Raw genomic sequence first — 25,953 nt, forward strand, 5'->3', positions numbered from 1 at the left:
GGCGTCGCTACGGTGCAACTCGGGGGAGCGTCATGACAGTGAATGTGGATCCAGCGATCCTGCGGCAGTTCTCGAATGTGTTGTCGGCAACTGGCGGGGTGATCCGTGAGGTGGATGCTCTTGCTCCGTTCCGTGCGTCGGAGAATGCGTTGCAGGGTAGTGACTTTCACGGAGCATGTGCGGCGGCAGCAGCAGCGGCGGCCGGAGCTGTTGCAGCTCTGGCCGGGCGGGCCGAATGCGTCGCGGACATCGCCCGCGGCGTCGCGCAGAACTACGAGATCGCCGACGACGAACTCGCCCGCCGCCTCGCAGCAATGGACCAGCCGAAATGACCCCGACGGTCCCGCACGTCGCGGGTTGGGAGCCGGAGTCGATGCGCAAGACGATGATCGAGTTGTCGGAGATCGTCGAGCGCGTCAACGGCCAGCGCACCGGAGTACTCGAGGAGCAGGACGTACTGGCCGAGACGTGGACCGGCGAAGCAGCCGACGCCGCAGCCGAGCGTGTGGTGAGCGAATGCTCCCGAATGAGCTCGGTGTGCAGTGAAATCGATTCACTCGGTAGAGCATTCGAGACCGCAGCAGGACTGGTCGATGCTGCGAAGGCCCACCTGCAGGCGCAGGTCTCGGCGGCGACGGCGAGCGGGTTCGCCGTTCGGGCCGACGGTGTAGTGGATCCAGACGGGATGATCGCATTGATACCGGACGTCCTGGGTGAAGAAAAGATACGGAAGGCCGACGAACTACGCTCTGCTGCAGCGCAGTTGACCGAGGACATTCAGGGAGCTCTGAGACAGGCCGACAGGGCCGCACTCGACGCTGCGCAGCAGTTGGCCGAGCCCACGAAGCTGTTGACCGAGCTTGCGCTCAGTAGTCCGGCCGGGAAGTTCGTCGAGAACCCGGACGGGTCCTTCTCGTGGATGCCGGATTGGCCGACGACCGTTGCAGCCACCGTCATCGGTGGTATGACCGACGTGACGAGGAGGGCTCTCGAACTTCCGGGTGTCGGTTCCGTCGACGATGTTGCCAAGAACATCGGTCGGGGGTTGGGGGCGTTCGGCGCGGTGGCAGGAACGGTGCCCTCGATTGGCCACGATATCGATGAGGGGGTGAGCCCCGCTGAGGCGATTGCGGTCAATACGGCGAGTACCGCCGCCGGCCTCGCGGCTGCGAGCTACGTGACCGGTGCTCTGGTGGGAGTCGGTAGCGCCGCGGGTTCGGTGTTTCCCGGGCCGGGCACGGTTGCCGGTGCTGCCGCAGGCGTTGCGTTGGGTGCCCTGGTCGGGGGCTCCGTCAGCCACGGCGTCTCGAAGGTCTTCGAATGGACACTGCGATGACCGATCGTGAGGACACAGGCGCGAACATGCCTGCGACAGCGAATCCGAGACCTGTGTGGGTGCGGAGGTGGCGCAGTGTTCACCTCGGCTGGCTCGCAGCGGTTTTCGGCATCTGTACGGCAGTGGTGGGACTGCTGGTTGCTGCCGTCCCTGTGATTGCCAGGACGGGCGCAGGCGGCCTCCTGGCACTGTTGTGGCTCGCGTTCTTCGTGCTCCTTCCCTTGGGAATGGCGGTGCCGATGTTCGGCATCGGAGCTGCGCGATTGTCACGTTTCGTGCGGCGGGTCGACGTTGCAGGCGTCGGCGCAGGTCTGTTGGTGCCCGGGCGCGGGGACTTCGTGGTCCGGGCAGGTCTACTCGCCTTCGCGTCGGTGGTGGGCCTGTCCTACTTCGTATTCAGAGACGACGGACCGGACCCTCGCCAAGAGAGGGCAGAGTTGCTGACGGCGATAGGCGCGCCGGCATGCCTGGCGTGGTTCGTGCTCGGGTTCGTCGTCGTCAACCGCACCTGGATCTCTCTGCACCCCGAAGGTGTTGTCCAACAGATCTATCGACGTCGTGGGTGGAAGGTGTCGAACGACGTGTCGGTCGTGCCCTGGAGCGACATTGCGGATCTGTGCCTGGAGGAGCATCCGAATCCAGCAGTACCGCACCGAGGTGACTTGCCGGTGATCAGAGTCTCGCGCCGATCGAGCGAGACCGACGAGCCGGAGCTGGTCATCATGGCGTGTGAGAAGAAGGTCGAACCGAATTCGCTGCTCGCGCTGCTTCTGTGGTGTCGCGACAATCATTGGGCTCGTGCGCAACTGGGCCACGACGATGCGCGGGAGTTGCTGCGCCCGCCCAGGCTGCGCGAGCGTATCCGCGCCGACCGTGCCGCAACGACTGTCGGTGGAAGGCACACTGTCCAGTGACGGTTCGACAAAGGACGGTATACACCTATCTCCAGCAGCAGGGTGTCGAACTGGCACCGGTGCACCGCGACGAATGCGACAGGTTCGGGCTCGAGCTCCCGGTGCTACCGGACTGGGAGGCTGTTTCCGAGCATCACTTCCCACACGCCACCGCGGTGCTGTGCTCGCCGGCGAACGCAGTCGACGGATTCGTACCGAATGCGGTGGTTCTGGTCGGGAAGCTCGCACGGTCGGTCGACCCGGATGCCCTACTGGAGTGCGGCTTCGGAGACGCGCGGGCACTGCCCGGCTGGGTCGAGATCAGTCACGACCGAGGTTCGTTCTGCGGTCTACCGTCCGTCTCGATTGCGGGTCGCTACGACTGCGCCGGTCGGTTGCTCTTCGCCCGGACCCGTTACGTCGTCGTCCACCACATCGTCGACCAGTACCTGGTTCAGGTGACGGTCACCGTGCCGGATTCGCTACGACAGAGATTGTCCTGTGTTGCAGACGAATTCGTCGACAAGGTGCGTATCGGTCGACGCTAGCGAATCGGTAGTGCGCGCAACAGCGCCGCAACGTCCTCTGTATCGCCGAGGGAGTCGACGATGTCCTCGATGACCGCGGTATCGGATTCGCCGACCAAGCGGGCGATCTTGGCGCGCACCGCGCTGTAATCCATCGGAAAATGGTCGATGTCGCCCAGCGGATTCGGGGCAGTCGCCGAGAGTGTGGTGCCGTCCCGAAATTCGATCGTCACTTCGGCGGCTCGGCGCTCGGGCAGCAGCGCGTCGAGCTCGCTCGACGATGCGACGTCGACTCGGGCGCTGAACGATTCGGCCGTCGAGAAGCCCGAACCTCGGGGATCCAGAGAATCCACGTCTATCGCGTCGGACACGAACGCGGCGGCCACCACGAACGGCAGTGAGAACATCGCGCCCAACCTGTTCGACGGATGTCGGCGGAACAGGGGCTCCGCCAACGAATGTGTCCGCACCCGAACATGTTCGATGTCGGCGGCGGACCATTCGGCGTCAGCGCGCAGGCTCTGCACAGCGTCCACGGCGGCGTGTGTGTACGAGCAGCTGGCGTGCTGTTTCGTGTAGCCCTCCAGCGTGAGCCATCGCTCGCCGAGATCCTCGGTCAGTCGGGAGGTGTCCAATGTCCCGACCAGAGCGCCCAGGGTGTGCTCGATGGCCCCCGAATTGTGGACGACCCCGGACCGGGCGAGCCTGGCCGCGGTCACGCCCGCCCGTGCGGCACCGCCGATCCACAGGTTTCGCGAGAAATTGCCGTCGAGAACCACCGCCCAGGGCGCTACCTGAATCAACGCAGACGACGAGTCGATCGCCGCGGCAACCTCGTTCGCATCGGCACCACGAATCGACGCGGCTGCCGTGGCCGCGCCAGTGGCACCCCAGTGTCCATGGGTGTGCCACGCACTGTGCCGGGTCAATGCCCAGCCGAATCGAGCGGCAACCTCGTATCCCGCTACGACGGCCGTCAGGAAGGCCCGGCCCGAGATCGGCGTGGATGCCAGCCTGGCCGCGGCGATCGCTGCAGGAAGCACATGCGCAGCAGGATGTCCGGCGGCGTACTTGTTGCCCTCGTCGAGTTCGAGGCAGCACGATGCAATGGCGTCGAGCTCGGCCGCAGTCTCAATGGTGGCGCCGGTGCTTCCGCCTATCGGGTACGTCGATCCTGGTTCCGCGTCCCAGTTCTTCCGTAGTTCGACCATCTCGGCGGTGCGGGCACCGGCAAGGGTGACGCCCAGCAGGTCCAACAGAATCAACCGCGCTCGGTCGCCGAGCGGCGTGGGGAGGGGTGACTTCCTTAGTTCGACCATCGCGGTGGCCAACGCGTCGACCGCAAGTACGTGTTCCGTTGAGCGAAACGCCGTTGAACCGTCCATTGTTGGACTGTAGAAGGCTCGGAAAGAAAGAGTCAATGATCGAGACGTGCAACCTGCCGACTGCTAGGCTCGGCCTACCGCCGGCGCGAGTCCATACCGCTCAGAACCGTTCCGGCTAGCGAAACAAAACAACGCTGGTGTGAGGTACGCACGCAGCGTCGAACGAGGAGACGAAGCAATGTCCGATCAACTTCTTCGTGCAGTCCAGGGGGGCGTGCGCGCAGTCGATCTCGGTAGACAGTTGAGGGTCGGGATGCCGCAGTCGCCCAATCATCCGCAGTTCTGGCATACGTTGCCGCGCAGGCACGGTGACGTGACTCGAGCAGACGGTGGCAGCGCCGCAAACGACATGATCACCACCGGAACGCACGTGGGCACTCACATCGACGCTCTCGCTCACGTCAGCCACGACGGAAAGCTGCACGGCGGTGCCGATGCCGGGCAGTCGTGCCTGGGCGGCAAGTATGTCGAACACGGAGTCCACACCATCGAACCCATGATCCGCCGCGGCGTGCTGCTCGACATCCCGAGGCTCCTCGGTGTCGGTCGCTGCGAGGGCGGGTACGAGATCACCGTCGATGATCTGCAATCGGCATGTGCTGCAGAGAAAATCGAGATCGAACGCGGCGATGTCGTGCTGATTCGCAGCGGATGGGGGCAGTTGTTCGCCGAGGGGTCACCGTATGTCGGCGGCCCGTCCGGAGTTCCCGGAGTGGGAGAAGCAGGCGCGCAATGGCTGGCGGACAGGGGTGTACACGCTGCAGGTGCAGACACCATCGCGTTCGAGCGGCTCGCCCCGGGTGGTGGTCACGCTCTGCTCCCCGCGCACCGAGTTCTGTTGGTGGAGAGCGGTATCTACATCATCGAAGCACTCGACCTCGAAGAGCTCTCGCAGCAGGAACTGTTCGAGTTCACGTTCGTTCTCGTTCCCCTGAACATCTTCGGCGCAACGGGTTCACCGGTACGGCCGCTGGCTGTGACGTCCGCATGAGCGAACGCACACTTGCGCAGCACCTGGCGCGTTTCGCCGCGACCACCCGCTATCAGGATCTGCCCGACGCCGTCGTCACCTCGGTGGGGATGCGGGTGCTCGATACGCTCGGGATCGCGGTTGCGGCCACCGACCTCGAGACGAGCAAGGCCGCGACCGCATGGGCCCGCGAACAAGGCGGGGCAGCAACGGCATCCGCGGTCGGCCTCGACATCGCTCTCCCTCCGGCCCTCGCCGCTTTCGTCAACGGAGTGCTCGCACACTCGCTGGATTTCGACGACACGCATCTTCCATCGATCCTGCATCCGAGCGCCAGTGTCGTGCCCGCGGCTCTTGCGGCTGCTCAGGAGCACGGTGCCGACGGCCGAGAACTCGTCCGCGGCATCGCGATCGGGCTGGAAGTGTGTGTGCGCATCGGTATGGCGGGGTTCGACCCGGAGACCAAGAACTCGGTGTTCTTCGAGCACGGACAGCACGCGACGTCCATCTGCGGTGCGATGGGTAGCGCTGTGGCTGCCGCTGTCATCGGTGGTGCGTCTGAGGAGCAGATCGTCGACACGATGGGCATTGCCGCGTCGATGGCGTCGGGCATCATCGAGGCCAACCGCACCGGGGGCACCGTCAAGCGCATGCACTGCGGTTGGGCTGCGCATTCCGCGCTCTCCGCGGCAGGGCTTGCCCGACACGGGATCACCGGGCCGCCGACGGTCCTCGAAGGACGGTTCGGCTTCTTCCAGGCCTGGCTGCACGAGCCTGGCCGAGCCAACGAGATTCTGGACGGACTCGGCTCCGAGTGGGCCGTTCCCGGAATCTTCTTCAAGCCGTACCCCGCCAATCACTTCACCCACGCGGCAATAGACGCAGGAGCAGCGCTGAGGGCGAGAGGAATCCGGCCGGAGCAGATCGAGAAGCTCGAGCTGGGAGTGCCCGCGGCGAACCTGCGGACCATCGGTGAACCCATCGACGTCAAACGCACGCCCGAAACCGGGTACATGGCGCAGTTCAGCGGACCGTACGCCGTGGTCGTCGGCTTGCTCGGCGGGGGAGGTCTCGGCGCAGCACTCGAGGACTACACCGACGAGTTGGCGAAGTCAGCAGATCGGCGAGCTCTGATGGCCAAGGTCGACGTCGTTCCGAACCCGAAGTGCGACGCCATCTTCCCGCATCAGTTCCCGGCGGTGCTGACCGCAACCCTGACCGACGGAACAGTAGTGGTCGAAGAGGTGCTCACCACTCGTGGCGGACCCGAACGGCCGCTGACCTTCGGTGAGGTCTCGACCAAGTTCACCAGCAACGCGGGGCCGTTCCTCTCCGACGTCGAGCTGAAGGAACTGGCCGGCCGATGCGATCGGCTCGGGGACCTGACCGACATCGGGACACTGCTCGCACCGTTGACCGATCTGAAATCGACCACGCAGCAATAGAACAGTTGTCCCACCGGCTCGGGCGCCGTCACTCGTGTGGCGGTGCCCGAGCTGCAGTTCGGTCGGTTCAGGCCCGGGCGAGGATTTCCCGTGCGCCCCGCACCACTGCCTCGTCGACGAAGCGTCCGTTGTCGTCGACGGTCGGTCCTCCCCGAGACACCTCGTACAGCTCCACCAGTCGACGTGCTGTGGTGATGTCGTCCGAGGACGGGGTGAGCGCGGCATTGATGATCGGAACCTGACTGGGGTGCAATGCCGTCCGGCCACGGAAACCCATCTGCACGAAACGGGCCGTGGTGCCGACGAACCCGTCCAGATCGCGAAAATCGGTCGACGTCGGGGCGATCGGTGCTGTCAATCCCGCCGCAGCACAGTCGATCACGACGTTCAGCCGAAGCGCGTCGATCATCGCTTCCGTCGATTCCGAACGGGTGATGCGCAGGTCCGCGAGGAGGTCGACTTCACCGATTCCGAATGTTCGCACTCTGTTGCATCGAGCCATCTCCGGCAGAGCACGCAAGGAGTGCGCCGTCTCGATCAGCCCGATCAGCTCGACCTCGGGCAGGTTGTGCTCGGTGAGCAATCGGTCTGCGCGCGTGAGTGACTCGACCGAACACTTCGCCACCATGATGCCGGTGACACCGCCTCCGGCGACGGCCTCGAGGTCCTGCGTCATGAATTCGGGGGTGATGCGAATCCAGATCTGGGTATCGGTCGACGGCGTCGAGGCCAACCACCCCGCGAGGTCGGCACGCGCTCGGTCTTTGTCCGCCATTGGAACCGCGTCCTCGAGGTCGATGATCACCGCGTCTGCGGCACCGCCAACGGCCTTGTCGAACAACTCGGGCTTGTTTGCCGGTACGTAGAGGAACGACCGGGCGGAGGTGGGGGTCATCGAGCTGCACGCGCTTCCAGGATGGTGGTGATCGACTGGGCCGCCGCGACGACCTGACCAGCATGAACGATGTGTTCGTCGTCCGCGGACGAGGAGTAGCGGAAAGCGGGGCCCGAGGAGCTGACCGATCCGAGTACGTGCCCTGCGGCATCGAAGAACGGGGCGGCGATCGACGCGGCACCGGTGTTTCGCTCGTTCGTCGAGGTTGCGTATCCGTTGGTGCGGATCTCTGCGAGGCGGGCGCGGAAGCGGGTCTCGTCGGCGTCGGGGGAACTGCTGCGAAGTTCCTGGAAGGCCTCGTCCGCGAATCGATCGGGGAGGAACGCCAGGATCGCTCGGCTCGAGGCTCCCGAGTGCAACGCGTACTGAGGGCCGATCTCGACCACCATCTTCACCTCCTGGGGGCTCTCGTATTGATCGAGATAGACACGGCGGTGCCCCACGAGTACCGACAGCGTTGCGGTCTCGCGTGTGTTCGCGCGAAGCGCGCGCAGCACGGGAGCCGCAATCGACCGGACGTCGAGCTGGCTCCACGCCTTGGTGCCGAGTCCGATCGCCGCCGGGCCGAGGGAATACGTCGACTCGCCCGCAACCGGCTGCACGATCGACCGCGATGCCAGCGACTGCAGAATGCGGTGCACCACAGCCTTGCTCAGGTCGAGAGTGCGAGCGATCTCGGACACGCCCAGTGCCCGATCGGATTGCGCGAAGGCGATGAGCACATCGGCGACACGATCGGCGGACTCTGTTCCCGTCGACGTCTCCAGTGCAGGCCTGCTGACCATAAGTGTCACCTTTCGGATGTGCGTGCGTTCCGCTGAGCGAACCATACCCGTAACAAGAAATTGACGGAAGAGCCTGTTCTGAGGCCGTGATGCGTGCCATACTCGATTTCAGCGAGATCAATCATCAATCTGATGGTGCGCTCAGCGGAACGGTAGGTTCCGCCCAGTGGTTCGACTCGGCGCCGATGGGCGCGGAAGGCAGACTCAACAATGAAGAAGCTCGTAGGCGTGCTGACAGCCGTTGCAGTCGTGGGTGCGGCAGCATGTGGCTCCTCCACCGGCTCGGACGACTCCGGCCCCATCAAGATCGGATCGGTTCATCCCACCACCGGAGCTCTGGCGGGAGTGGGCGGGCTGATGAACGACGGTGCTGCCCTCGCCGTGGCCGATATCAATGCAGCAGGCGGCATTTCGTCCATGGACGGTCGGCAGTTGGAGTTGGTGTCGGGCGACAGCCAGGGCAAGGCAGAGGTCGGACAGAGTGAGGCGCAGCGGCTGATCGACGACGGCGCGGTGTCGCTCATCGGCACGTACCAGAGCGACGTCACACAGAACGTCGCCTCGGTTGCCGAGCGATCTCGGGTTCCGCTCGTGATCGATGTGGCGGTGGACGACAAGATTCTCGACCAGGGTTACCAGTACTCCTTCCGCATGCAGCCGAATGCGTCCAGCATGGGAACCGACGGTGCCAAGGCGCTCGCCGCGATCGAGGAGCAGACCGGTCAGCCGATCGACCGCGTCTCCTACCTGCACATCGAGGGATCCTTCGGAGACAGCGTCTTCAACGCGTTCGAGGCCGAGGCCGCGAATCAAGGGATCTCGTCGGTACAGGAAATCACCTACCCGGCAACGAATTTCTCCGACGCCACCACGCAGGTGCGTGAGGCTGCGGTGTCCAACCCCGACGTCATCGTCGCCACCGGCTACTACCCGGACGGGCTGCTGATCGCACGTGCGGTCGAGCAGCTGAACCTGAACGTCAAGGGCGTCTACGGAATTGCCAACGGCGCGTTCGACGACAGCTCGTTCCCCAGTGACGCAGGTGCAGCAGGCGAGGGCGTGTTGAGCGCCAACTACCACTTCGACGCCACCAGCGACCGCGTCACCGACATCCGCTCGCGGTTCGAGGCCGAATACGGACGTCCGATGGAGACCGCAGCAATGCTGTCCTACCAGGCAGTCGAGGTCATCGCGGCCGGACTGAACGACGGTGCGTCGAGTGATCCCGAGGATCTGCGCGACGCCATCTCCGGCGTGTCGATCGAGGATCCGCTTCTCGCGTTCAACGGACCGATCGAGTTCGACGAGACCGGCCAGAACAAGAACGCCACCGTCATCGTCATGCAGGTTCGCGACGGTGCAGTCGCTCAGGTCTTCCCCGAAGAGTTCGCAACGGACGCAATCGAGTTCCCCGCAGGAGCCGGCCAGTGACGGCCGCTACCTCGACCGCGGAGAAGGCGGGGAACAAAGGTCTCGCGGGGCTCAACCCCGGTATCCCGGTCGCAGCAGCGATCGTCGTCATCATGGCGGTGATCTACCTCGTCGGTGGAAAAGACCAGGGCCTGGTCACGCAGTCGGTCGTCTCCGGACTCCTGCTCGGCGGTGTGTACGCACTGATCTCCGTCGGACTGACGCTGATCTTCGGTGTTCTCGGCATCGTGAACTTCGCCCAGGGTGCGATGCTGACGATGGCGATGTACATCGTCTACGCGCTGTCCACCGCCGGGTTGCCGGTCTACGTTGCAACACTGGTCGCCGTTCCGGTGATGTTCCTGTTCGGCATGGTCGTGCAAGCGACACTGTTGACGAAACTGACCATCAGCGGCAGTCACGACGGCCCGCTCCTGGTCACCCTCGGCCTGTCGCTGCTGATCATCAACGTGCTGCTGATGATCTTCGGTGGGCGGCCTCAATCGGTGCAGGCTCCGATCGACGGTTCGCTCGACGTGCTCGGTGCCGTCGCGTCGTGGCCGCGAGTGATCGCGTTCATCGGGGCCGCGTTGGTCGCCGTCGCGCTCACCGCGGTACTGAAGCGGACGCCGCTCGGATTGTCCATCCGCGCAGTCGCATCCAACTCCGAGGGAGCCAAGCTCGTCGGCGTCGACATCGGTCGGGTCTACGCGCTCACCTTCGGTATCGGCGCAGCCTGCGTCGCTGTCGCGGGCGGGTTGATGACACCGTTCACCAGCCTGACGCCGTCGGTCGGAGAACAATTCACCATCCTGGCGTTCGTCATCGTGGTTCTCGGCGGACTCGGAAGTGTCGTCGGAGCCATGGTCGGCGGGCTCGTCATCGGCCTCGTGCAGACCGTCGGCGCGCTGTACCTCCCCGGAACGGGTTCGCTGATCCTGGTATTCGCGGTGTTCGTTCTCGTTCTGTTTCTCAAGCCCGAAGGATTGTACGGAGCGCGCCGATGACTACGACAAGAAGCGCACCCACACCGGTGCAGCACGATCCGCGGTTGAAGGACACGTGGCTACGCCGCCAATTGATCACGCTGGTCATCGGATTCGTCGTCGTGGCGGCATTGCCGCTGCTCCTCGGCGAGCAGGCCCAGACGGTTGCCGTGCGCACGTTGATCTTCGCCGTGATGGCCGTGGCGTGGAACATCATGAGCGGGTTCGGCGGCATGTTCAGTTTCGGCCACGCCGCGTTCTTCGGAATCGGTGCGTACTCCGGTGCGTATCTTCTGGTCGAGCACGGAATCTCCCCGTGGATCTCGATGGTGGTCGCGGCAGTCCTCTCGGCCACGGTGGGCACACTCATCGCCTACCTGTGCCTGCGCTACCGACTCGCCGGGTCGTACTTCGCGCTGGCGACATTCGCCTTCGCGCAGATGTTTCTGCTGCTGGTGCAGAACCTCGAGGTGTTCAACAAGACCGAGGGCTTCAATGTGCCCATCCTGCCGCGTGATTCGTGGTGGATGCTGCAGTTCGAGAAGGGCAGCCCCAATTACGTCTGGATTCCGCTGGTCATTCTGACGCTCGCGGTTCTCGGCACCATCTTCTACACCCGTTCCCGCGCAGGGCAGTTCGTCCAGGCCACCCGCGACGACGAAACCGCTGCAGCCTCGCTCGGTATCGACACGATGAAGTATCGGTTGATCGCCGTGGCGGCGAGTTGTGCGCTGACCGCCGTAGCCGGGGTCTACTACACGCAGTACTACTTCTTCGTCGGTCCCGAGCAGGCCTTCGGTTCGGCGGTTTCCGTCGAAGCGATCGTGCCGGCCGTCATCGGCGGCATCGGAACGATCTGGGGCCCGGTCATCGGTGCCGCCGTGATCGGGCCGCTGTCGGAGTTGATCAACGAACTGCTCAGAAACCCGCCCGCCTTCCTCGAATTCCTGCAGGGAACAATCGGATTGGACGTCGCCGCGTACTCGGTGATTCTGATCGCGATCGTGATCTTCCTGCCCAAGGGAATCTTCGGCACGATCCGTGAGAGGTGGAACCGATGAGCTTGTTGACCATCGAGAACCTGAGCAAATCCTTCTCGGGAATCCACGCGGTACGCGAGGTCAGCCTCGACGTGCCCGAGCACGAATTTCTCGGCATCATCGGCCCCAACGGGGCAGGCAAGACGACCCTGTTCTCCCTGCTGTCGGGTGAGCAGCCCCCGACAGCAGGCCGAGTGATCTTCGACGGTACGGACATCACCGGATGGCCGGCGAGCAAGATCGCGCGCGCCGGGCTGGTACGTACGTTCCAGCTCATGCGCCCCTTCGAGTCGATGTCGGTGCTCGAGAACGTCACCATCGCCGCACTGTCGAAGCGCAAGTCACGCAAAGACGCCCGGCAGCATGCCCTCGACGTCCTCGACCGCGTGCAACTGTCCGACCAGGTCGGCGGCAAGGTCTCGACCATGTCGACGGCAGGCCTGAAGAGACTCGAACTCGCTCGCGCCCTGGCCATGGAGCCACGCGTCGTGCTCCTCGACGAGGTTCTCGCCGGGCTCGTCCCGGCCGAGCGAGCACCGATGATCGAACTGCTGCGCACGGTGCATCAGCAGGGCCAGACGGTGCTGTTCGTCGAACACATCATGGCTGCGGTGATGGCCCTGTCCGAACGTCTGGTGGTCATGCACGAGGGGGCGGTGCTCACCTCGGGCGACCCACGCACGGTGGTTGCCGACGACCGCGTCGTCGAGGCATACCTCGGTGAGGAGAAGACGGCATGATGCTCGAAATCGACAACCTGCACGCCGGATACCGTCGTCTCGAGATCCTGCACGGGGTGAACCTCTCGGTCGATCGGCACGAGATCGTCTCCCTGATCGGCGCGAACGGTGCGGGTAAATCGACCACGCTGCGTGCGCTGTCCGGCATGGTATCCACCTCCGGTGGCAGAATCATGCTGGACGGCAACGCGATTCACGGGATGCGGGCGGACCGGATCGTGCGAGCGGGGCTGGTGCACGTCGCCCAGGACCGGGCGTTGTTCGGCAGCCTCACCGTCGCCGACAACCTCGAGATGGGCGCGTACACCCAGAAGCGCAGCGGCGTGAAGGAATCCCTCGACCAGGTCTATGCCCTGTTCCCCATTCTCGCCGAACGACGAGAGCAGCGGGCCGACACCATGTCCGGCGGTCAACAGCAGATGCTCGCCATCGGCCGCGCCATGATGTCCAAGCCGCGAGTACTGACACTCGACGAACCGTCCGTCGGGCTCGCTCCCAAGCTGGCAGCTCAAGTGCTCGAGGCGATCGTGCGTATCCGTGACTCGGGTGTGACCGTACTGATCGTCGAACAGAACGCCGCGCAGGCACTCGCGATCTCCGATCGGGCCTACGTCATCGAGAGCGGGTCCATCGTGCTGACCGGCACCGGGCCCGAACTGGCACACGACGAGCGGGTCAAAGCTGCCTACCTCGGCATTTAGGAGTTCACCTCACATGCATCTCTTGGCTTTCACCCCGATCGACGTCGACGCGGCAGAACTGCAGCGCCGGCAGGATCGGTACGACCACCTTTCGCCCGCGGGGATCACCGTCGAGCTCCGCAACATCGGGCCCGACGCGCCGAGCGCACTGGATACCGAACTCGACGTCAGACGGTCGGAACAGGTGCTGTCACAGGCCTTTCGTTCCGTGCCGGACACGCACGCCGACGGGTTCCTGCCCGACTGCGTGCTCGACCCCTGCGCCGAGGAAGCGGATTCGTTCGCTCGGCCGCTCTACGGCCTCACCCGGCTGACGGCCTCGTTCTATGCCTCCCAGGGGCACCGGATCGGTGCACTGGCGAGAAACGACGCGATCGCGGCGGAACTGGACCGCCGACTCGGGTTCTACGGGATCGTCGCCGAGGCCACCGAAGTACTCGGGCTCGGTGTGCACGACATCGCAGACACCGGCACGTGGGGGAGAGCGGTCTCCGAACACGCGGGCAAGCTCCGCTGCACCATCGCCATCAATGCCTGCTCTGCAGTCGATCTCGTCGATCCACCGACGTCACCGCAGGTGGTGGACCCGACCGGCACGGCGTTGCGGCTGCTGGGTCTGCGTTCCGAGCTGCAGGTCTCCGCGTGAGCGAGGACGGCCCCGACCTGGTGGTGGCCGGCGCGGGCGGTGGCCTCGTCGCTGCTCTGCGTGCAGCCGAGCTGGGGCTCGACGTGCTGGTCGTCGAGGCCAGTGCGCACTTCAAGCGGGGCAACAACACGGCGATGTCCACGGCCATGATCCCCGGTGCCGGCTCACGGTGGCAGCGAGCGGCCGGAATCGACGATTCGCCGCAACAGTTCCTGGACGACGTCCTGCGCAAAACGAAGGGCACTGCCGATCTGCGGCTGGCGTCCACCCTCGCCGATGTCAGTGCGCCGTTGGTGGAATGGCTCGCAGATCACGTGCAGCTGCCCCTCACGCTCGTCACCGATTTCGCATACCCCGGCCATTCGCAGTTGCGTTGTCACACGGTCGAAGGCCGTCACGGCAGTGGGATGCTCGAGCATCTTGCGCGAGCGGTCGCCGCCGAGCCGCGCATCGACATGCTGATGCCCGCCCGGCTGACCGATGTGTCCGTCGATTCCGACGGGGCCGTCGACGGCGTGACGATCACGATGCCCGACGGCAGCGTCGACCGAGTTCCGACGCGCGCAGTCCTGTTGGCCACCAACGGCTACGGTGCCAACGCCGAGTTGGTGGCAGAGCACGTACCGGAGATATCCGCGGCGCGCTATCACGGAAGTGAGCACTCCAACGGTGACGCGCTGACCATCGGGCACCGTCTCGGTGCCGATTCGGCGTATCTGGATGCGTACCAGGGACACGCGGCACTCTCGAAGCAGGCGACGACTCTCGTCGGATGGGCGACGGTGATGCACGGCGGCGTCGTGCTCGACGCATCCGGGCACCGGTTCGGTGACGAGACGACCGGGTACTCCGAGTACGCAGCCATTCTGGCCGCCAGGCCGGGCTCGGAGGGCTGGGTCGTCATCGACCGCGAGATCTACGACAAGTGCCTGTCGTTCAAGGACTTCCAGCAGACCGTCGACTCGGGTGCCGCGGTGTGGGCCGACGACACGGACGGCCTTGCTGCAGCAACGGGGCTTCCACCTGCGGCAGTGGCGGAGGAGCTGGCCGCTGTGCAAAAGTATTCACGGGGAGAGGCGTCGGATCCGTTCGGCCGCACCTCTTTCGAGCATTCGCTCACCGGACCGTACGCAGCCATCAAGATCGTGCCCGCGTTGTTCCACACCCAGGGCGGGCTCGTCGTCGACGAGAACGCACGTGTTCTCCGCACCGACGGTTCCGCCATCACCGGTCTGTTCGCTTCGGGCGGTGCCGCAATGGGCATCTCCGGCCACGGTGCTGCCGGGTATCTCGCGGGGAACGGACTGCTCCCGGCGCTCGGACTCGCATACCTCGCGGCAAGTTCGCTTCGAACAACCCAACTCTTGTGAAAAAATTCGAAAGGACCACCATGTCAACGCTGTTGATCACCAATGCGCGCGTAGTTCGACCAGGATCCGACGCCCCCGACGAGGGCGAATTTCTGGACCTGCTGATCGAAGACGGCAAGTTCACTCGCATCGAAGCGAATATCGATGCCTTGGCAGCGGATACCGTCATCGACGCGGCCGGCAAGGTCGCGTTCCCGGGTGTCGTCGACGCACACCAGCACTGGGGTATCTACAACTCCCTCGGTGACGACGCCGAGACCGAGTCGCGGGCGTGTGTCCAGGGCGGCGTCACCACGTCGCTGTCCTACATGCGGACCGGGCAGTACTACATGAACACCGGTGGTTCCTACGCGGATGTGTTCCCCAAGGTTCTCGCGGCCACCGAGGGACGCCCCTACGTCGACTATGCGTACCACCTCGCGCCGATGTCGAAGGAACACATCGACGAAATCCCCGCGCTCATCGCAGATCACGGCGTCACGTCGTTCAAGATCTTCATGTTCTACGGCAGCCACGGGCTGCACGGCCGGTCCACCGATCAGAGCGAATTCCTCATGACACCCGAGGGCGAGCGATACGACCTGGCGCACTTCGAGTTCGTCATGCGCGGCATCCAGGCTGCCCGAGAGCAGATGGGCGACAAGGCCGATCACATCTCGCTGTCGCTGCACTGCGAGACCGCGGAGATCATGAGCGCGTACACCAAGATCGTCGAGGAGGAAGGCACTCTCGAGGGCCTCGCGGCCTACAGTGCGTCGCGGCCGCCGCACTCCGAGGGCCTCGCCGTCACCATCGCGTCGTTCCTCGCCGACGAGACGCAGCTGCCCAACATCAACCTGCTGCACCTGTCCTCCCGCAAGGCATTGACCGCGGCGATGCGGATGGCAAAGGCGTTCCCGCACGTCGACTTCCGCCGCGAGGTCACCATCGGGCACCTACTGGCCGACATCGACACCGCCTACGGACTCGGCGGCAAGGTCAACCCGCCGCTGCGCCCGCGCGACGACGTCGAAGCGCTGTGGGAGCACCTGCTCGCGGGTGACATCGACTGGGTCGTCAGTGATCACGCCTGCTGCAAGGACGAGAAGAAGTTCGCCGAGGACCGGGGCGACATCTTCGCCGCGAAGTCCGGCTTCGGTGGTGCGGAATACCTGCTGCCTGGTCTCGTCAGCGAAGGACGCAAGCGCGGCCTGAGCTGGCGTCGTATCGCCGAGCTCACGTCACTGAACCCGGCCCGCCGTTACGGGCTGCCGGGCAAGGGAGACATCGCCGTCGGCATGGACGCAGACATCGCCCTCATCGACCCCGATCACACCTGGACCGTGCGACCGGAGGATTCCGAGTCGGCTCAGGAGTACACGCCGTTCGAGGGATTCGAGCTCGGTGCCAAGGTGACCGACACGTTCGTCCGTGGTCAGCGGGTACTCGCCGACGGTGCCGTCGCCGGTGCTCCCGCAGGCCGCTACCTGCACCGTCCGTACCTGTGACGGGCCCACTGGAGGGCATCAAGGTTCTCGACATCTCGACGATCCTGGCAGGCCCTCTCGTCGCGCAGATCCTGGGCGACTTCGGGGCCGAGGTCATCAAAATCGAGCACCCCACCAAGCCGGATGGCATGCGCGGACACGGTCTGGACAAGGACGGTCACCCACTGTGGTGGACGATGATCGGTCGCAACAAGCGGACGATGACCCTCGACCTCGGAAGCGCGCAGGGCGGAGCGCTCTTTCGCCGCCTCGCCGCGGAGGCCGACGTGGTGGTCGAGAACTTCCGGCCCGGGACCCTCGAACGCTGGGGGCTGGGATACGACGTGCTCTCCGAGCTCAACCCTGGCCTGATCCTGTTGCGTGTCACCGGCTTCGGTCAGACCGGACCGTACGCCACCAGGCCCGCCTTCGGCACGCTCGTCGAATCGATGAGTGGGTTCGCGCACCTGACCGGTGAAGCCGACGGGCCGCCGACACTTCCGGCGTTCGGATTGGCCGATTCCCTCGCTGGGATCGCGGGCTCGTCGGCCGTGTCGATGGCTCTGCTGCACCGCACCAACAACGGCGGCATCGGCCAGCAGATCGATCTGGATCTGTTGAGCCCGATCATGGCCGCGGTCGGGCCGGGCGTCATCTACGCAGACCAGCTGGGGATCGATCAGGAGCGAACCGGGAACCGGTCCAGCAACAACGCGCCCCGCAACCTGTACAAGACCGCAGACGGGCATTGGTTGGCCATCTCCACGAGCGCCAATTCGATAGCCGAACGCGTGCTCGTGCTGGTGGGTCACCCCGAAGTGCTCGACGAACCGTGGTTCGCCACCGGGCGTCAGCGCGCCGCCCACGCGGACCTGTTGGACGAGTACGTCGGCGGCTGGATCGGCGAACGGACGAAGGACGTGGTGATCGACGAGTTCGAGAAGGCAGGGGCCGCAGTCGCTCCCGTCTACAAGCCGAGCGATCTGTTGTCCGATCCACAGGTCAACGCCATCGAGATGGTGACGACCGTCGAGGACGACGACCTCGGTCCCGTCCGGATGCAGAACGTCATGTGGCGAATGGGTGGCAGCCCCGGCCGCATCAGGTACACCGGCCGCAAGCACGGGGCCGACACCGACGAGGTGCTCACCGAAATAGGCTGCAGCGCCGACGAAATCGAGGCCATGCGGCGCGACAGCGTCGTGTAGAGCACGGCCAGTGCCCGGCAACGGTCCCCTTCGGCAGCACTGCCGAGGGGGACCATTGCCGATGGAACGCTATCGGGCCGGTCCTCGGTTCACACTGAAATCTGTTGCACGACGACGGAAGGCCGCCGTGGCCGGCTGACGCGTTACCCCATCGTCGCTGGGTGCACGCCGGAATCTGTCTCACCACATCGGAAGGGGGCCGTGGCCGGCTGACGCGTTACCCCATCGTCGCCGGGTGCACGCCGGAACCTGTCGCACCACATCGGACGGCGGCCTTGGCCGATTAGCACCTTACCCCATCGTCGCCGGGCTCACGCCGGAATCTGCTGCAGTGCAGCGGAAGGCGGCCGTGGCTGGCTGACGCGATACCCGATCGTCGCTGGGTTCACGCCGGAACCTGTCTCACCACATCGGAAGGGGGCCGTGGCCGGCTGACGTGCTACTCCGTCGCTGGGTTCACGCCGGAATCTGCTGCACCACTGCGGCGACGGCCTCGACCTGGTCCGCGATGCGGGGACCCCATCGACTCGACAGGTCCTCGTCCATCGGGAAGATCCTGCCGTCTCGGACGGCGGTCATCGATCCCCACCCCGGCCGAGTCGCAACCGATTCGGCTGTGACGCCGCAACATTGGGCGTCGGCCAGGAACACGACATCGGGATCCGCGGTGATCACCGATTCGGCGGACAGTTGCGGGTAGTCGCCTGCGCCGGAGCCGTCGGCGATGCTGGTCAGACCGAACAGACCGTAGATCTGACCGACGAAGCTGGCGCTCGACACCGTGTACAGCGTGTCGTCGAGTTCGTGAAAATACGTCAGGGGTTCGTCGCGCGCGGGGACGCTCGCCACGGCGGCATCGATTCGGTCGCGCATCTCTGTGACCACCGCGTTGCCCTCGGCGTCGTGCCCGGTCGCGTCCGCGACGAGCTCGATCTGCGAGTACGCGTCGTCGAGGCTCGTCGCGGCCGGGACCAGCAGCGTCGGAATACCGGCCTCGGCCAGAGTGGACGTGACCAGGCCGAGGTCGGTGGAGGTGATCACCAGATCGGGGTCGTACGCGACGATCGCCTCGAGGCTCGGCGTGAACGCCGACAGCCCGGTCTTCGGTGCGTCGGCGGGATAGTCCGACTGATCGTCGACCGCCGCCACCTGCTCGCCCGCTCCGACGGCGTACAGGGTCTCCGTCGCCGTCGGGCTCAGCGAGACGATCGAACGAGGCATCGCGTCGATGGTGACGGTCCCGCCGTCCGAGCCCGACGCGATCGTCCTCGGGAACTCCCCGCTCGACGCCGCGGCCGAGGTGGTTGCCGGCGGGGAGTCGGTCGTCGTGCTGCCGCAGCCGGTCGCGACCAGCGCGACGACCGCGAACCCTGCTGAGATCATTCGTGCCGATCGACGCTGCACTGCCACTCCTGTGTGTCCGATGCCCCTGGAGCGCCAACACTATCGGGTTGTGGTCACCGGCCCAGGCTCCGTGCCAGGTACGTGCCGGTGTGGGTGTCGGAGACCACCAACTCGTCGACGGTTCCGGTGAAGGTGATCAGTCCGCCGTTGTGCCCGCCGTCGGGGCCGAGGTCGATGACCCAGTCGGCGGCGGCTATGACGTCGAGGTTGTGTTCGATGACGATCACCGACCTGCCCTCGTCGACCATCCCGGACAGCAACGCGATCAGGTTCGACACGTCCGACGGATGCAGACCGGTCGTCGGCTCGTCGAGGACCAGCACCGGTGACGACCCGACCAGTTCGGTGGCGAGCTTGAGCCGTTGTCGCTCGCCGCCGGAGAGCGACGACAGGTTCTGGCCGAGCGAGAGGTAGCCGAGCCCGACGTCCCGGCACCGGCGGAGGATGTCGCGGATCTTCTTGACCTCGAAGAAGTCCTGAGCGTCCTCGACGGACATCTCGAAGATGTCGGCGATGCTGATGCCGTCGACGGTGTGCCGGATCGCGCCCGACCGAAATCGCCTGCCCTGGCACGTCTCGCAGGTGCTCGTCACCGGGTCGGTGAACCCGAGATCGGTGAAGATGACACCGCTGCCCTGGCAGTCGGGGCACGCGCCGTCGGAGTTGGGCGAGAACAGCGACGGCGGCTGGCCGGTCTTCTTGGCGAAGTACGCACGGATCGGATCGAGCAGACCGGTGTACGTCGCGGGGGAGGAGCGCCGCGATCCGCGGATGGGTGCCTGGTCGATGATGACGGCGTCCGGTGCGGCCTCACGGAGGTGCCCGTGGATGAGACTCGACTTCCCGGAACCGGCGACGCCGGTGACGGCCGTCAGGACTCCCAGCGGAATGTCGACACTGACGTCGCGCAGATTGTGGGTGCTGGCTCCGGTGATGCTCAGCCAGCCCGAAGGGGTTCGGGGAGTACGCAATACGACATCCTCGCGCCGCAACGCGGCACCGGTCCTGGTGTCGGCGTCGCGCAGCTCGTCGTAGGTTCCCTCGAACACGACCGTGCCGCCCGCCTTTCCCGCGCCGGGGCCGATCTCGACGATGCGGTCGGCGATGGCCATGACCTCGGGGTCGTGCTCGACGACGAGGACGGTGTTGCCCTTGTCGCGCAGCGCGAGCAACATGTCGTCGAGACGGTGGACGTCCCGGGGGTGCAGGCCTGTGGTCGGTTCGTCGAAGACGTAGAGCATGTCGTTGAGGGTGGCTCCGAGGTGCCGGACCATCTTGATGCGCTGGGATTCACCGCCCGACAGCGACGACGTTGCGCGGTCCAGGCTGAGGTAGCCGAGACCGAGATCGACGAGTCTTCGCAGCTGCGTGACGATTTCGGCGGTGACGGTACCCAGGCCGTCGATCTGCCACCCGTCGATGCGGTCGGCGAGTTCGGACACCTGCATCGCGAACGCGTCGGGCAGAGACAGGCCCTCGAGGGTCGCGCCGCGGATGGTCTCGTTGTAGCGGGAGCCGCCGCAGGATTCGCAGACGCCGCGCGTGACGATGCGCTCGAACGCGAGCTTGGCCTTGCCCTTCAGGGCGTCGGCGTCCTTGGCCAGGTAGCTGCGCCGGAACCGGGACACGATCCCCTCGTAGCTCTTCATGACGGCATCGGGGTTCAGTACCTCGAACTCGCCGGGTTTCGCGTCGAAGAACATGTGGCGCTCGCGGGCGGAGTACTGCTCGATCGGGACGTCGAGATCGAACAGGCCCGAGTCGGCGAACACCCGATACGGCCATTTGCCGACGTCGAAGTCCGGATGCTTGAACGGCCCCTCGCGCAAGGACTTCGACTCGTCCACCAGTTCGCCGAGGTCCACGAACTTCGCCTCGCCGAGCCCCTCGCACTCGAGGCACATGCCGGCCGGGTCGTTGAACGAGAACGCGTTCGCGAACCCGATCGTCGGGGTGACGCCGCGGGACCACAGCATGCGCAGCCAGTCGCCGATGTCGGTGATGGTGCCGACGGTCGAGCGCGGGCCGCCGAACAGGCGCTTCTGGTCGACGATGACGACGGCCGACAGGTTGGCGATGAGATCGGCGTCGGGACGGCCGTAGGACGGAAGGAACGTCTGCGCGAACGCGGTGAACGTGGAGTTGATCTGCCGTTGAGCTTCGGCAGCGATGGTGTCGAAGACGAGTGATGACTTCCCTGACCCTGAGACGCCCGCGAAGACGACGAGCGAGCGTTTGGGCAGGTCGAGGTTTACGTCGCGGAGATTGTTCTCGCGTGCTCCGCGAACGAGGATGGTGGACAGTTCGTCGATGGATGGCTGAGTTGGTGTCGTCGGCTGGGCCTGGGTCATGTGCGCTTCGGTCGCCTTTCGCCGCCCCCGACGCTGGTTCGCCCGGGGCCGACGCAGCTTACCGTACGGTGTACGGAAACGCCACCGATGGACGGGAAGTAACAGACTTACCGGTCTGGCGATCTCTCATGGGTACCGGTTGCGCCAGGCCATCGGTCGGTCGAAGGGTTTTCATGACGAGCAGTAGTCGTTCCCGCGTGCACTCGGTCCTCGCGCTTGCCCTTCCTGCGCTCGTCCTCGCGGGCTGCGGATCCACGGACTCCGCCGAGCCCGAAGTTCGGACCGTGACCGTGACCGTCGAGGCGACCACGCCCGCACCGACGCCGGTCGACAGGATCGTTGTCCCGGACACCACCGCGTCCGAGCCGCCCGCGGCAGAGCCCGTCCTCGCCGCCATGCCTTCGGTCGTGTGCATGAATCTGCAGTCCGCCCAGAACGCGATCCAGGCGGCGGGGATCTTCTACTCCCGGAGCGTCGACGCGTCCGGTGCGAGCCGGATGCAGGTCAACGACTCGAACTGGATTGTTGTGGCGCAGGATCCGCAAGCAGGGGTGCTCGTCGGTGAGGGTGATGCTCTGCTGTCCGCGGTGAAGATCGGGGAGCCGAACAACTGCTGATCTATCGGCGAATGCTGTGCTTGCCTGCCGGAGCCGGTTCCTGCTCGGTCGAGGTGTAGGCGAGGTGGCCTCCGATGAGACCGCCGACGCTCGCCGTTGCCAGACCGGCAGCGGCCAGGGCCTTGGCGATGCCATCGGTCTGCTTGCGGCGCCGCAAGTAGGAGCCGAGGAAGAGGAAGACGCCGGTCGCGTTGGACGCCGCGTGGATCATCCCGACGCGTCGCTGACGGGTGTTCATCGTCGACCAATCGGCCCATCCGGTGGCGATGGCTGCCGGCGCGGACACAAGCCCAAGGGAGATGACCAGCTTGCTCGCCCTGGACTGGTGGTTCAGCAGATCGAGGACGACGGCGCTCGTCCAGCTTCCGATGGTGACGTTGACGAGAGCCGGGTGGATGGGGTGACCGATCCACCGGCCGCGTAGACCTGCGCCGACGGCGGTGTCGTCCAGTGCGGGTTTCAGGACACTGTTGATCGCGTTGCTTGCTCCGTCGAGGAACGAGGCAGATTCGAGGCTGTCGAGGGCTTGTTTCGCTGTCATACCTTCTCGCATGCCCCAATGGCATCGATCGAACCCTGAGGGCAGCCAAACACGGCACGAGATGCTTGGACGTCCTATAACGTCGGGTGATGAGCAGCGGAACACGAGTGAACACCGTCGACGGCGTCCTTCGACGGTCTGCCGCGAAATTCCCGGACCGTCTTGCGGTGACATTCGAGGGACGCAGTCACACCTACTCAGAACTCGATACCGCGGTCACCCGCGCCGCTCGACGACTGATCGCGTTGGGATTGAACAAGGGTGACCGCGTGGCGGCGTACGGCGTCAACTCCGACGCGTACGTGGTCGCGTTCCTCGCCTGTGCGCGAGCCGGATTGGTGCACGTCCCGATCAACTATGCGCTCGTGGGCGACGAATTGCAGTACCTGTTGCAGCAATCGGGTTCTCGGGCAGTGTTGGTCGACCCGGAGTTGGCGGGCACGCTCGATTCGGTTCGCGGCAAGCTGAGCATCGAGCACGTGGTCTCCCTTCCCGACGTGCTGGGTACAGACGGTGACGGCTCCGAACTCGACCCCGTCGCCGATGCGACCGACCCCGTCGCCGATGCGACCGACCTCGCTCAGTTGCTCTACACCTCCGGGACGACGTCGAAACCCAAGGGCGCGATGATGTCTCACGGCGCGCTGGTCGCGGAGTACGTCTCGTGCGTCATCGCGCTCGGGTTCACCCAGGACGACGATCCGCTGCTGGTGATGCCGATGTACCACTCGGCGGGGATGCACGTGTTCATGCTCCCGTACCTGTCGGTGGGTGCCACCGTCCGTTTGATGCGCAGGCCCGACGTTCCGGAGATCCTGCGCCGCATCGAAGCGGAGAGGATCAAGTCTCTGTTCCTGGCGCCGACGGTGTGGGTTCCGCTCGCCAATCACCCCGATCTGGCGACGCGCGATCTCTCGTCGTTGAAGAAGGCGCAGTACGGGTCGTCGATCATGCCTGTCACCGTTCTCACTCGGCTGCGTGAGCGGTACCCGGACATCGAGTTCTACAACTGCTTCGGGCAGTCCGAGATCGGGCCATTGGCAACGGTATTGCAGCCCGAGGAGCACGAGGCGCGGCCGGCGTCGTGTGGACGTGCGGTGTTCTTCGTCGAGACCCGCGTCGTCGATGCCGACGGCAACGACGTGGCGGACGGCGAGCCCGGTGAGATTCTCTACCGTTCTCCTCAGCTGTGCGACGGCTACTGGGACAAGCCGGAGGCGACGGCAGATGCGTTCTCGGATGGGTGGTTTCATTCCGGTGACTTGGTGACACGCGACGGCGAAGGGTTCATCACCGTGGTCGACCGGATCAAGGATGTCATCAACACCGGCGGCATCCTGGTCGCGTCCCGCGAGGTGGAGGATGCGATCTACACCCATCCGGCGGTCGCCGAGGTCGCGGTGATAGGGATGCCCGACGACAAGTGGATCGAGGCGGTGACGGCCGTCGTCGTGCTCAAGGACGGAAGTGAGCTGTCGTCGCAGGTGTTGATCGACCACGTGAAGGGGCGGATAGCGCCGTTCAAGGTACCCAAGACCGTCACCTTCGTCGACGAATTGCCGCGCAATCAGAGCGGAAAATTGCTCAAGCGTGAGCTGCGCAGCTGACCTGTTGTCACGCTGCGCGACGTTTTCGGCGGTGGTAGCTGGGGATGGGTTGTCGTGTGGCGTCGATGGATTCGGGTGGGATGGCGTAGGGGTGTCCGTCGTCGCCCATGAGCAGTTGCCAGTCGCCGTGGTGGACGAGGCGGTGGCATTCTCCGCAGACCAGCGCGAGGTTGTTCAGGTCGGTGCGGCCGCCGTGTTCCCAGAACTTCACGTGGTGGGCCTGGCACCACTGTGCGGGGCGGCCGCACATCACGCAGCACCGATCGCGGATGGTCAGGGCGATGCGTTGGTTGTCGCTGGCGAGTCTGGTGGTGCGGCCGAGGGCGAGGGGGACGCCGTGGTGGTCGACGATGACCGGGGTGAGGTCGGCGTCGCAGGTGAGGAGTTCGGCGAAGGCGCGGCTCATTGGCCCGGTCCAGTCGAAGTGGAACGGCCAGTCGGCATCACCGGGCTCAGGTGCAGACTTCTGCCCGCAATGGTCACCGGCACCAGTGCTGGGACCGACACGATCGCCGCGGGGATCACCGGTCCGTGGACCGGCACCGACACTCCCACTCACGTGGTGCCCGCCGTCAGCGCGAGCAATGGGAGGCGTGTCGGTATCACCGGTCTGTGAGTCGCCACCGGAACCGTCTGTCGTCGAACCCGTTGTTGCGCTGTTCGATTGCGTGTGTCCGCGGTCGGCGAGCAGGTCCCGCAGCGGGACGATCAGGTGCGCCGATGCCCGCGACCCGCCCGCCGATCCGCGGCCACCACCGCTCAGGTGCCGGTCGAGGATCCGATCGAGTGCATCCGCCCGCCGCTTCGACGGACCACGTAGATCGCGTTCACCTCCAGGGCCGGGCTGCGGCGCGGTCAACGCCGACAGCGCGGTGAGCAGCTTCTCGGCCAGGAGCCGGTCGACGTTGCCACCCATCTGGAAGCGGCCACTGGCAAGCGGGTGAACATCGAAACGGTTCAACTCCGGGTTCTCCGACACCGGTATCGGCGGCGGTCCAGCTGGAACAGGTTCGGGCCCAGCAGGTTCGGGCTCGCCCGCGCCACCTGCATCACCCGCGCCACCCGCGTCAGCTCGGCTCGCAGGGTCTCGCTCCCGTTCCCGCTCCTGTGTCCGCTCCCGTTCTTGTCGTTGCTTCTCGGCCTGCTCGTGGCGGGCTCTGGCGTCCTCGGCCGCGGAATGCGCCAGTGCCTGCGCGCGGGAGGCGACCTGCCCGGCGGTGCTGCGCATGGCGGTTTCGAGCAGTTCGGCGACGACAGCGTCGCGGCGTTGTTCGTCGAGGGTGGGGTCGGCGACCACCACGGTGGCGTAGCCGTCGGCGATCGCCGAGGCGTGCGCGGCGTGGATGTCACCACATGCGAGGGCGTTCAACACGCTGGGCCGGTCGGTGAGCCACTGCCCCAGCTCCATCTGACGGGCCGCGGACCCGTCGGTGATGCGCACCGATCGCGCGTACCACCGGGTGATCGACGAGTAGCCGAGTTTCATGGCAAGACCGCGTCGGTCCATCTCCGCCAGCAGCGTCAATCGCGTTGCAGCGAGCTCGTTTTCGAGGGAGGACACGCCAGCGAGCTCGGAGACCAAATCCTGGTCGCCGAGCCCGAACACATCCCCCCATGTCTTCACACCACG

General features: G+C 65.5%; 24 protein-coding genes. 17 read left to right on the forward strand and 7 right to left on the reverse strand.

Features of this window, described 5'->3' with window-relative positions:
* Positions 1 to 32: 32 nt before the first annotated feature.
* From R3P95_RS20400 to R3P95_RS20415, 4 genes are read left to right on the forward strand one after another with little or no spacing between them, the layout of a single operon-like run.
* Positions 33 to 332, forward strand: a complete 300-nt coding sequence (locus tag R3P95_RS20400; RefSeq protein WP_317549264.1) for a type VII secretion target — start codon at positions 33 to 35, stop codon at positions 330 to 332.
* Positions 329 to 1,336, forward strand: coding sequence for a WXG100 family type VII secretion target (locus R3P95_RS20405; RefSeq protein WP_317549265.1), 1,008 nt, complete (start codon positions 329 to 331; stop codon positions 1,334 to 1,336). Before R3P95_RS20400 ends, R3P95_RS20405 begins: the two co-directional genes overlap by 4 nt.
* Positions 1,333 to 2,250, forward strand: a complete 918-nt coding sequence (locus tag R3P95_RS20410; protein ID WP_317549266.1) for a hypothetical protein — start codon at positions 1,333 to 1,335, stop codon at positions 2,248 to 2,250. Before R3P95_RS20405 ends, R3P95_RS20410 begins: the two co-directional genes overlap by 4 nt.
* On the forward strand, positions 2,247 to 2,777 hold the full coding sequence (locus tag R3P95_RS20415; protein ID WP_317549267.1) for an LpqN/LpqT family lipoprotein: 531 nt from the start codon (positions 2,247 to 2,249) through the stop codon (positions 2,775 to 2,777). The genes R3P95_RS20410 and R3P95_RS20415 overlap by 4 nt, the downstream gene beginning before the upstream one ends.
* Here R3P95_RS20415 and R3P95_RS20420 read toward each other — a convergent pair.
* Positions 2,774 to 4,141, reverse strand: a complete 1,368-nt coding sequence (locus R3P95_RS20420) for an MmgE/PrpD family protein (RefSeq protein WP_317549268.1) — start codon at positions 4,139 to 4,141, stop codon at positions 2,774 to 2,776. The genes R3P95_RS20415 and R3P95_RS20420 overlap by 4 nt on opposite strands.
* Positions 4,142 to 4,319: 178 nt before the next feature.
* Between R3P95_RS20420 and R3P95_RS20425 the strand changes: the two genes are divergently transcribed.
* Both R3P95_RS20425 and R3P95_RS20430 read left to right on the forward strand, forming a co-directional pair.
* Positions 4,320 to 5,132: a cyclase family protein gene (locus tag R3P95_RS20425; RefSeq protein WP_317549269.1), complete on the forward strand. Its 813-nt coding sequence runs from the start codon at positions 4,320 to 4,322 to the stop codon at positions 5,130 to 5,132.
* Entirely contained in the window at positions 5,129 to 6,556 is a 1,428-nt protein-coding gene (locus tag R3P95_RS20430) for an MmgE/PrpD family protein (protein WP_317549270.1), read from the forward strand. The genes R3P95_RS20425 and R3P95_RS20430 overlap by 4 nt, the downstream gene beginning before the upstream one ends.
* Positions 6,557 to 6,623: 67 nt before the next feature.
* Here R3P95_RS20430 and R3P95_RS20435 read toward each other — a convergent pair whose 3' ends face one another.
* Positions 6,624 to 7,451, reverse strand: a complete 828-nt coding sequence (locus tag R3P95_RS20435) for an HpcH/HpaI aldolase/citrate lyase family protein (RefSeq protein ID WP_317549271.1) — start codon at positions 7,449 to 7,451, stop codon at positions 6,624 to 6,626.
* Positions 7,448 to 8,236, reverse strand: coding sequence for an IclR family transcriptional regulator (locus R3P95_RS20440; protein ID WP_068051171.1), 789 nt, complete (start codon positions 8,234 to 8,236; stop codon positions 7,448 to 7,450). Before R3P95_RS20440 ends, R3P95_RS20435 begins: the two co-directional genes overlap by 4 nt.
* Before the next feature lie 210 nt (positions 8,237 to 8,446).
* Between R3P95_RS20440 and R3P95_RS20445 the strand changes: the two genes are divergently transcribed.
* From R3P95_RS20445 to R3P95_RS20485, 9 genes are read left to right on the forward strand one after another with little or no spacing between them, the layout of a single operon-like run.
* Positions 8,447 to 9,667: an ABC transporter substrate-binding protein gene (locus R3P95_RS20445; protein ID WP_283347528.1), complete on the forward strand. Its 1,221-nt coding sequence runs from the start codon at positions 8,447 to 8,449 to the stop codon at positions 9,665 to 9,667.
* Positions 9,664 to 10,653, forward strand: coding sequence for a branched-chain amino acid ABC transporter permease (locus R3P95_RS20450; protein WP_094670731.1), 990 nt, complete (start codon positions 9,664 to 9,666; stop codon positions 10,651 to 10,653). Before R3P95_RS20445 ends, R3P95_RS20450 begins: the two co-directional genes overlap by 4 nt.
* The gene (locus tag R3P95_RS20455) at positions 10,650 to 11,693 is read left to right on the forward strand and encodes a branched-chain amino acid ABC transporter permease (protein WP_068047081.1); all 1,044 of its coding nucleotides are present in this window, start codon (positions 10,650 to 10,652) and stop codon (positions 11,691 to 11,693) included. The genes R3P95_RS20450 and R3P95_RS20455 overlap by 4 nt, the downstream gene beginning before the upstream one ends.
* A complete protein-coding gene (locus R3P95_RS20460) occupies positions 11,690 to 12,412 on the forward strand; it encodes an ABC transporter ATP-binding protein (protein WP_317533730.1) in 723 nt (240 codons plus the stop codon). The genes R3P95_RS20455 and R3P95_RS20460 overlap by 4 nt, the downstream gene beginning before the upstream one ends.
* On the forward strand, positions 12,409 to 13,113 hold the full coding sequence (locus R3P95_RS20465; RefSeq protein ID WP_317549272.1) for an ABC transporter ATP-binding protein: 705 nt from the start codon (positions 12,409 to 12,411) through the stop codon (positions 13,111 to 13,113). Before R3P95_RS20460 ends, R3P95_RS20465 begins: the two co-directional genes overlap by 4 nt.
* 13 nt (positions 13,114 to 13,126) lie before the next feature.
* Positions 13,127 to 13,759 carry a hypothetical protein gene (locus R3P95_RS20470; protein WP_094688177.1) on the forward strand — a complete coding sequence of 211 codons (633 nt, stop codon included), beginning with the start codon at positions 13,127 to 13,129 and terminating at the stop codon, positions 13,757 to 13,759.
* Positions 13,756 to 15,129 carry an FAD-dependent oxidoreductase gene (locus R3P95_RS20475; protein WP_317549273.1) on the forward strand — a complete coding sequence of 458 codons (1,374 nt, stop codon included), beginning with the start codon at positions 13,756 to 13,758 and terminating at the stop codon, positions 15,127 to 15,129. Before R3P95_RS20470 ends, R3P95_RS20475 begins: the two co-directional genes overlap by 4 nt.
* A 20-nt stretch (positions 15,130 to 15,149) precedes the next feature.
* Complete coding sequence (locus R3P95_RS20480) at positions 15,150 to 16,616, forward strand: dihydroorotase (RefSeq protein ID WP_317549274.1); 1,467 nt, start codon at positions 15,150 to 15,152, stop codon at positions 16,614 to 16,616.
* A complete protein-coding gene (locus R3P95_RS20485) occupies positions 16,613 to 17,803 on the forward strand; it encodes a CaiB/BaiF CoA transferase family protein (protein ID WP_068282244.1) in 1,191 nt (396 codons plus the stop codon). The genes R3P95_RS20480 and R3P95_RS20485 overlap by 4 nt, the downstream gene beginning before the upstream one ends.
* 456 nt (positions 17,804 to 18,259) lie before the next feature.
* Here the strand turns inward: R3P95_RS20485 and R3P95_RS20490 are convergent, their stop codons facing one another.
* Together R3P95_RS20490 and R3P95_RS20495 are read right to left on the reverse strand one after the other, a co-directional pair.
* Positions 18,260 to 19,186: an ABC transporter substrate-binding protein gene (locus tag R3P95_RS20490; protein WP_317549459.1), complete on the reverse strand. Its 927-nt coding sequence runs from the start codon at positions 19,184 to 19,186 to the stop codon at positions 18,260 to 18,262.
* A gap of 74 nt (positions 19,187 to 19,260) precedes the next feature.
* A complete protein-coding gene (locus R3P95_RS20495) occupies positions 19,261 to 21,558 on the reverse strand; it encodes an excinuclease ABC subunit UvrA (RefSeq protein WP_317549275.1) in 2,298 nt (765 codons plus the stop codon).
* 173 nt (positions 21,559 to 21,731) lie between these two features.
* Between R3P95_RS20495 and R3P95_RS20500 the strand changes: the two genes are divergently transcribed.
* Positions 21,732 to 22,175 carry a PASTA domain-containing protein gene (locus R3P95_RS20500; RefSeq protein WP_317549276.1) on the forward strand — a complete coding sequence of 148 codons (444 nt, stop codon included), beginning with the start codon at positions 21,732 to 21,734 and terminating at the stop codon, positions 22,173 to 22,175.
* Position 22,176: 1 nt separating this feature from the next.
* On the opposite strand, the gene R3P95_RS20505 is transcribed toward R3P95_RS20500, so the two are convergent.
* Positions 22,177 to 22,716, reverse strand: coding sequence for a DUF2231 domain-containing protein (locus R3P95_RS20505; protein ID WP_317549277.1), 540 nt, complete (start codon positions 22,714 to 22,716; stop codon positions 22,177 to 22,179).
* A gap of 89 nt (positions 22,717 to 22,805) precedes the next feature.
* Here R3P95_RS20505 and R3P95_RS20510 point away from each other — a divergent pair, with 89 nt between their 5' ends.
* On the forward strand, positions 22,806 to 24,323 hold the full coding sequence (locus tag R3P95_RS20510) for an acyl-CoA synthetase (protein ID WP_317549278.1): 1,518 nt from the start codon (positions 22,806 to 22,808) through the stop codon (positions 24,321 to 24,323).
* A gap of 7 nt (positions 24,324 to 24,330) precedes the next feature.
* On the opposite strand, the gene R3P95_RS20515 is transcribed toward R3P95_RS20510, so the two are convergent.
* Complete coding sequence (locus R3P95_RS20515) at positions 24,331 to 25,947, reverse strand: HNH endonuclease signature motif containing protein (protein ID WP_317549279.1); 1,617 nt, start codon at positions 25,945 to 25,947, stop codon at positions 24,331 to 24,333.
* Between the last annotated feature and the right edge of the window lie 6 nt (positions 25,948 to 25,953).

The sequence above is a fragment of the Rhodococcus cercidiphylli genome (assembly GCF_033042225.1).
In the GTDB taxonomy this organism is placed as follows: Bacteria; Actinomycetota; Actinomycetes; order Mycobacteriales; family Mycobacteriaceae; genus Rhodococcoides.

Excerpts from the sequence above, each read along its gene's own strand:
- R3P95_RS20420 (WP_317549268.1), bottom strand. The coding sequence starts at position 4,141 with ATGGACGGTTCAACGGCGTTTCGCTCAACGGAACACGTACTTGCGGTC.
- R3P95_RS20500 (WP_317549276.1), top strand. The coding sequence starts at position 21,732 with ATGACGAGCAGTAGTCGTTCCCGCGTGCACTCGGTCCTCGCGCTTGCC.
- R3P95_RS20405 (WP_317549265.1), top strand. The coding sequence starts at position 329 with ATGACCCCGACGGTCCCGCACGTCGCGGGTTGGGAGCCGGAGTCGATG.
- R3P95_RS20430 (WP_317549270.1), top strand. The coding sequence starts at position 5,129 with ATGAGCGAACGCACACTTGCGCAGCACCTGGCGCGTTTCGCCGCGACC.
- R3P95_RS20495 (WP_317549275.1), bottom strand. The coding sequence starts at position 21,558 with ATGACCCAGGCCCAGCCGACGACACCAACTCAGCCATCCATCGACGAA.
- R3P95_RS20445 (WP_283347528.1), top strand. The coding sequence starts at position 8,447 with ATGAAGAAGCTCGTAGGCGTGCTGACAGCCGTTGCAGTCGTGGGTGCG.
- R3P95_RS20460 (WP_317533730.1), top strand. The coding sequence starts at position 11,690 with ATGAGCTTGTTGACCATCGAGAACCTGAGCAAATCCTTCTCGGGAATC.
- R3P95_RS20455 (WP_068047081.1), top strand. The coding sequence starts at position 10,650 with ATGACTACGACAAGAAGCGCACCCACACCGGTGCAGCACGATCCGCGG.
- R3P95_RS20510 (WP_317549278.1), top strand. The coding sequence starts at position 22,806 with ATGAGCAGCGGAACACGAGTGAACACCGTCGACGGCGTCCTTCGACGG.
- R3P95_RS20435 (WP_317549271.1), bottom strand. The coding sequence starts at position 7,451 with ATGACCCCCACCTCCGCCCGGTCGTTCCTCTACGTACCGGCAAACAAG.
- R3P95_RS20470 (WP_094688177.1), top strand. The coding sequence starts at position 13,127 with ATGCATCTCTTGGCTTTCACCCCGATCGACGTCGACGCGGCAGAACTG.
- R3P95_RS20425 (WP_317549269.1), top strand. The coding sequence starts at position 4,320 with ATGTCCGATCAACTTCTTCGTGCAGTCCAGGGGGGCGTGCGCGCAGTC.
- R3P95_RS20490 (WP_317549459.1), bottom strand. The coding sequence starts at position 19,186 with ATGATCTCAGCAGGGTTCGCGGTCGTCGCGCTGGTCGCGACCGGCTGC.
- R3P95_RS20465 (WP_317549272.1), top strand. The coding sequence starts at position 12,409 with ATGATGCTCGAAATCGACAACCTGCACGCCGGATACCGTCGTCTCGAG.
- R3P95_RS20440 (WP_068051171.1), bottom strand. The coding sequence starts at position 8,236 with ATGGTCAGCAGGCCTGCACTGGAGACGTCGACGGGAACAGAGTCCGCC.
- R3P95_RS20505 (WP_317549277.1), bottom strand. The coding sequence starts at position 22,716 with ATGACAGCGAAACAAGCCCTCGACAGCCTCGAATCTGCCTCGTTCCTC.
- R3P95_RS20480 (WP_317549274.1), top strand. The coding sequence starts at position 15,150 with ATGTCAACGCTGTTGATCACCAATGCGCGCGTAGTTCGACCAGGATCC.
- R3P95_RS20400 (WP_317549264.1), top strand. The coding sequence starts at position 33 with ATGACAGTGAATGTGGATCCAGCGATCCTGCGGCAGTTCTCGAATGTG.
- R3P95_RS20410 (WP_317549266.1), top strand. The coding sequence starts at position 1,333 with ATGACCGATCGTGAGGACACAGGCGCGAACATGCCTGCGACAGCGAAT.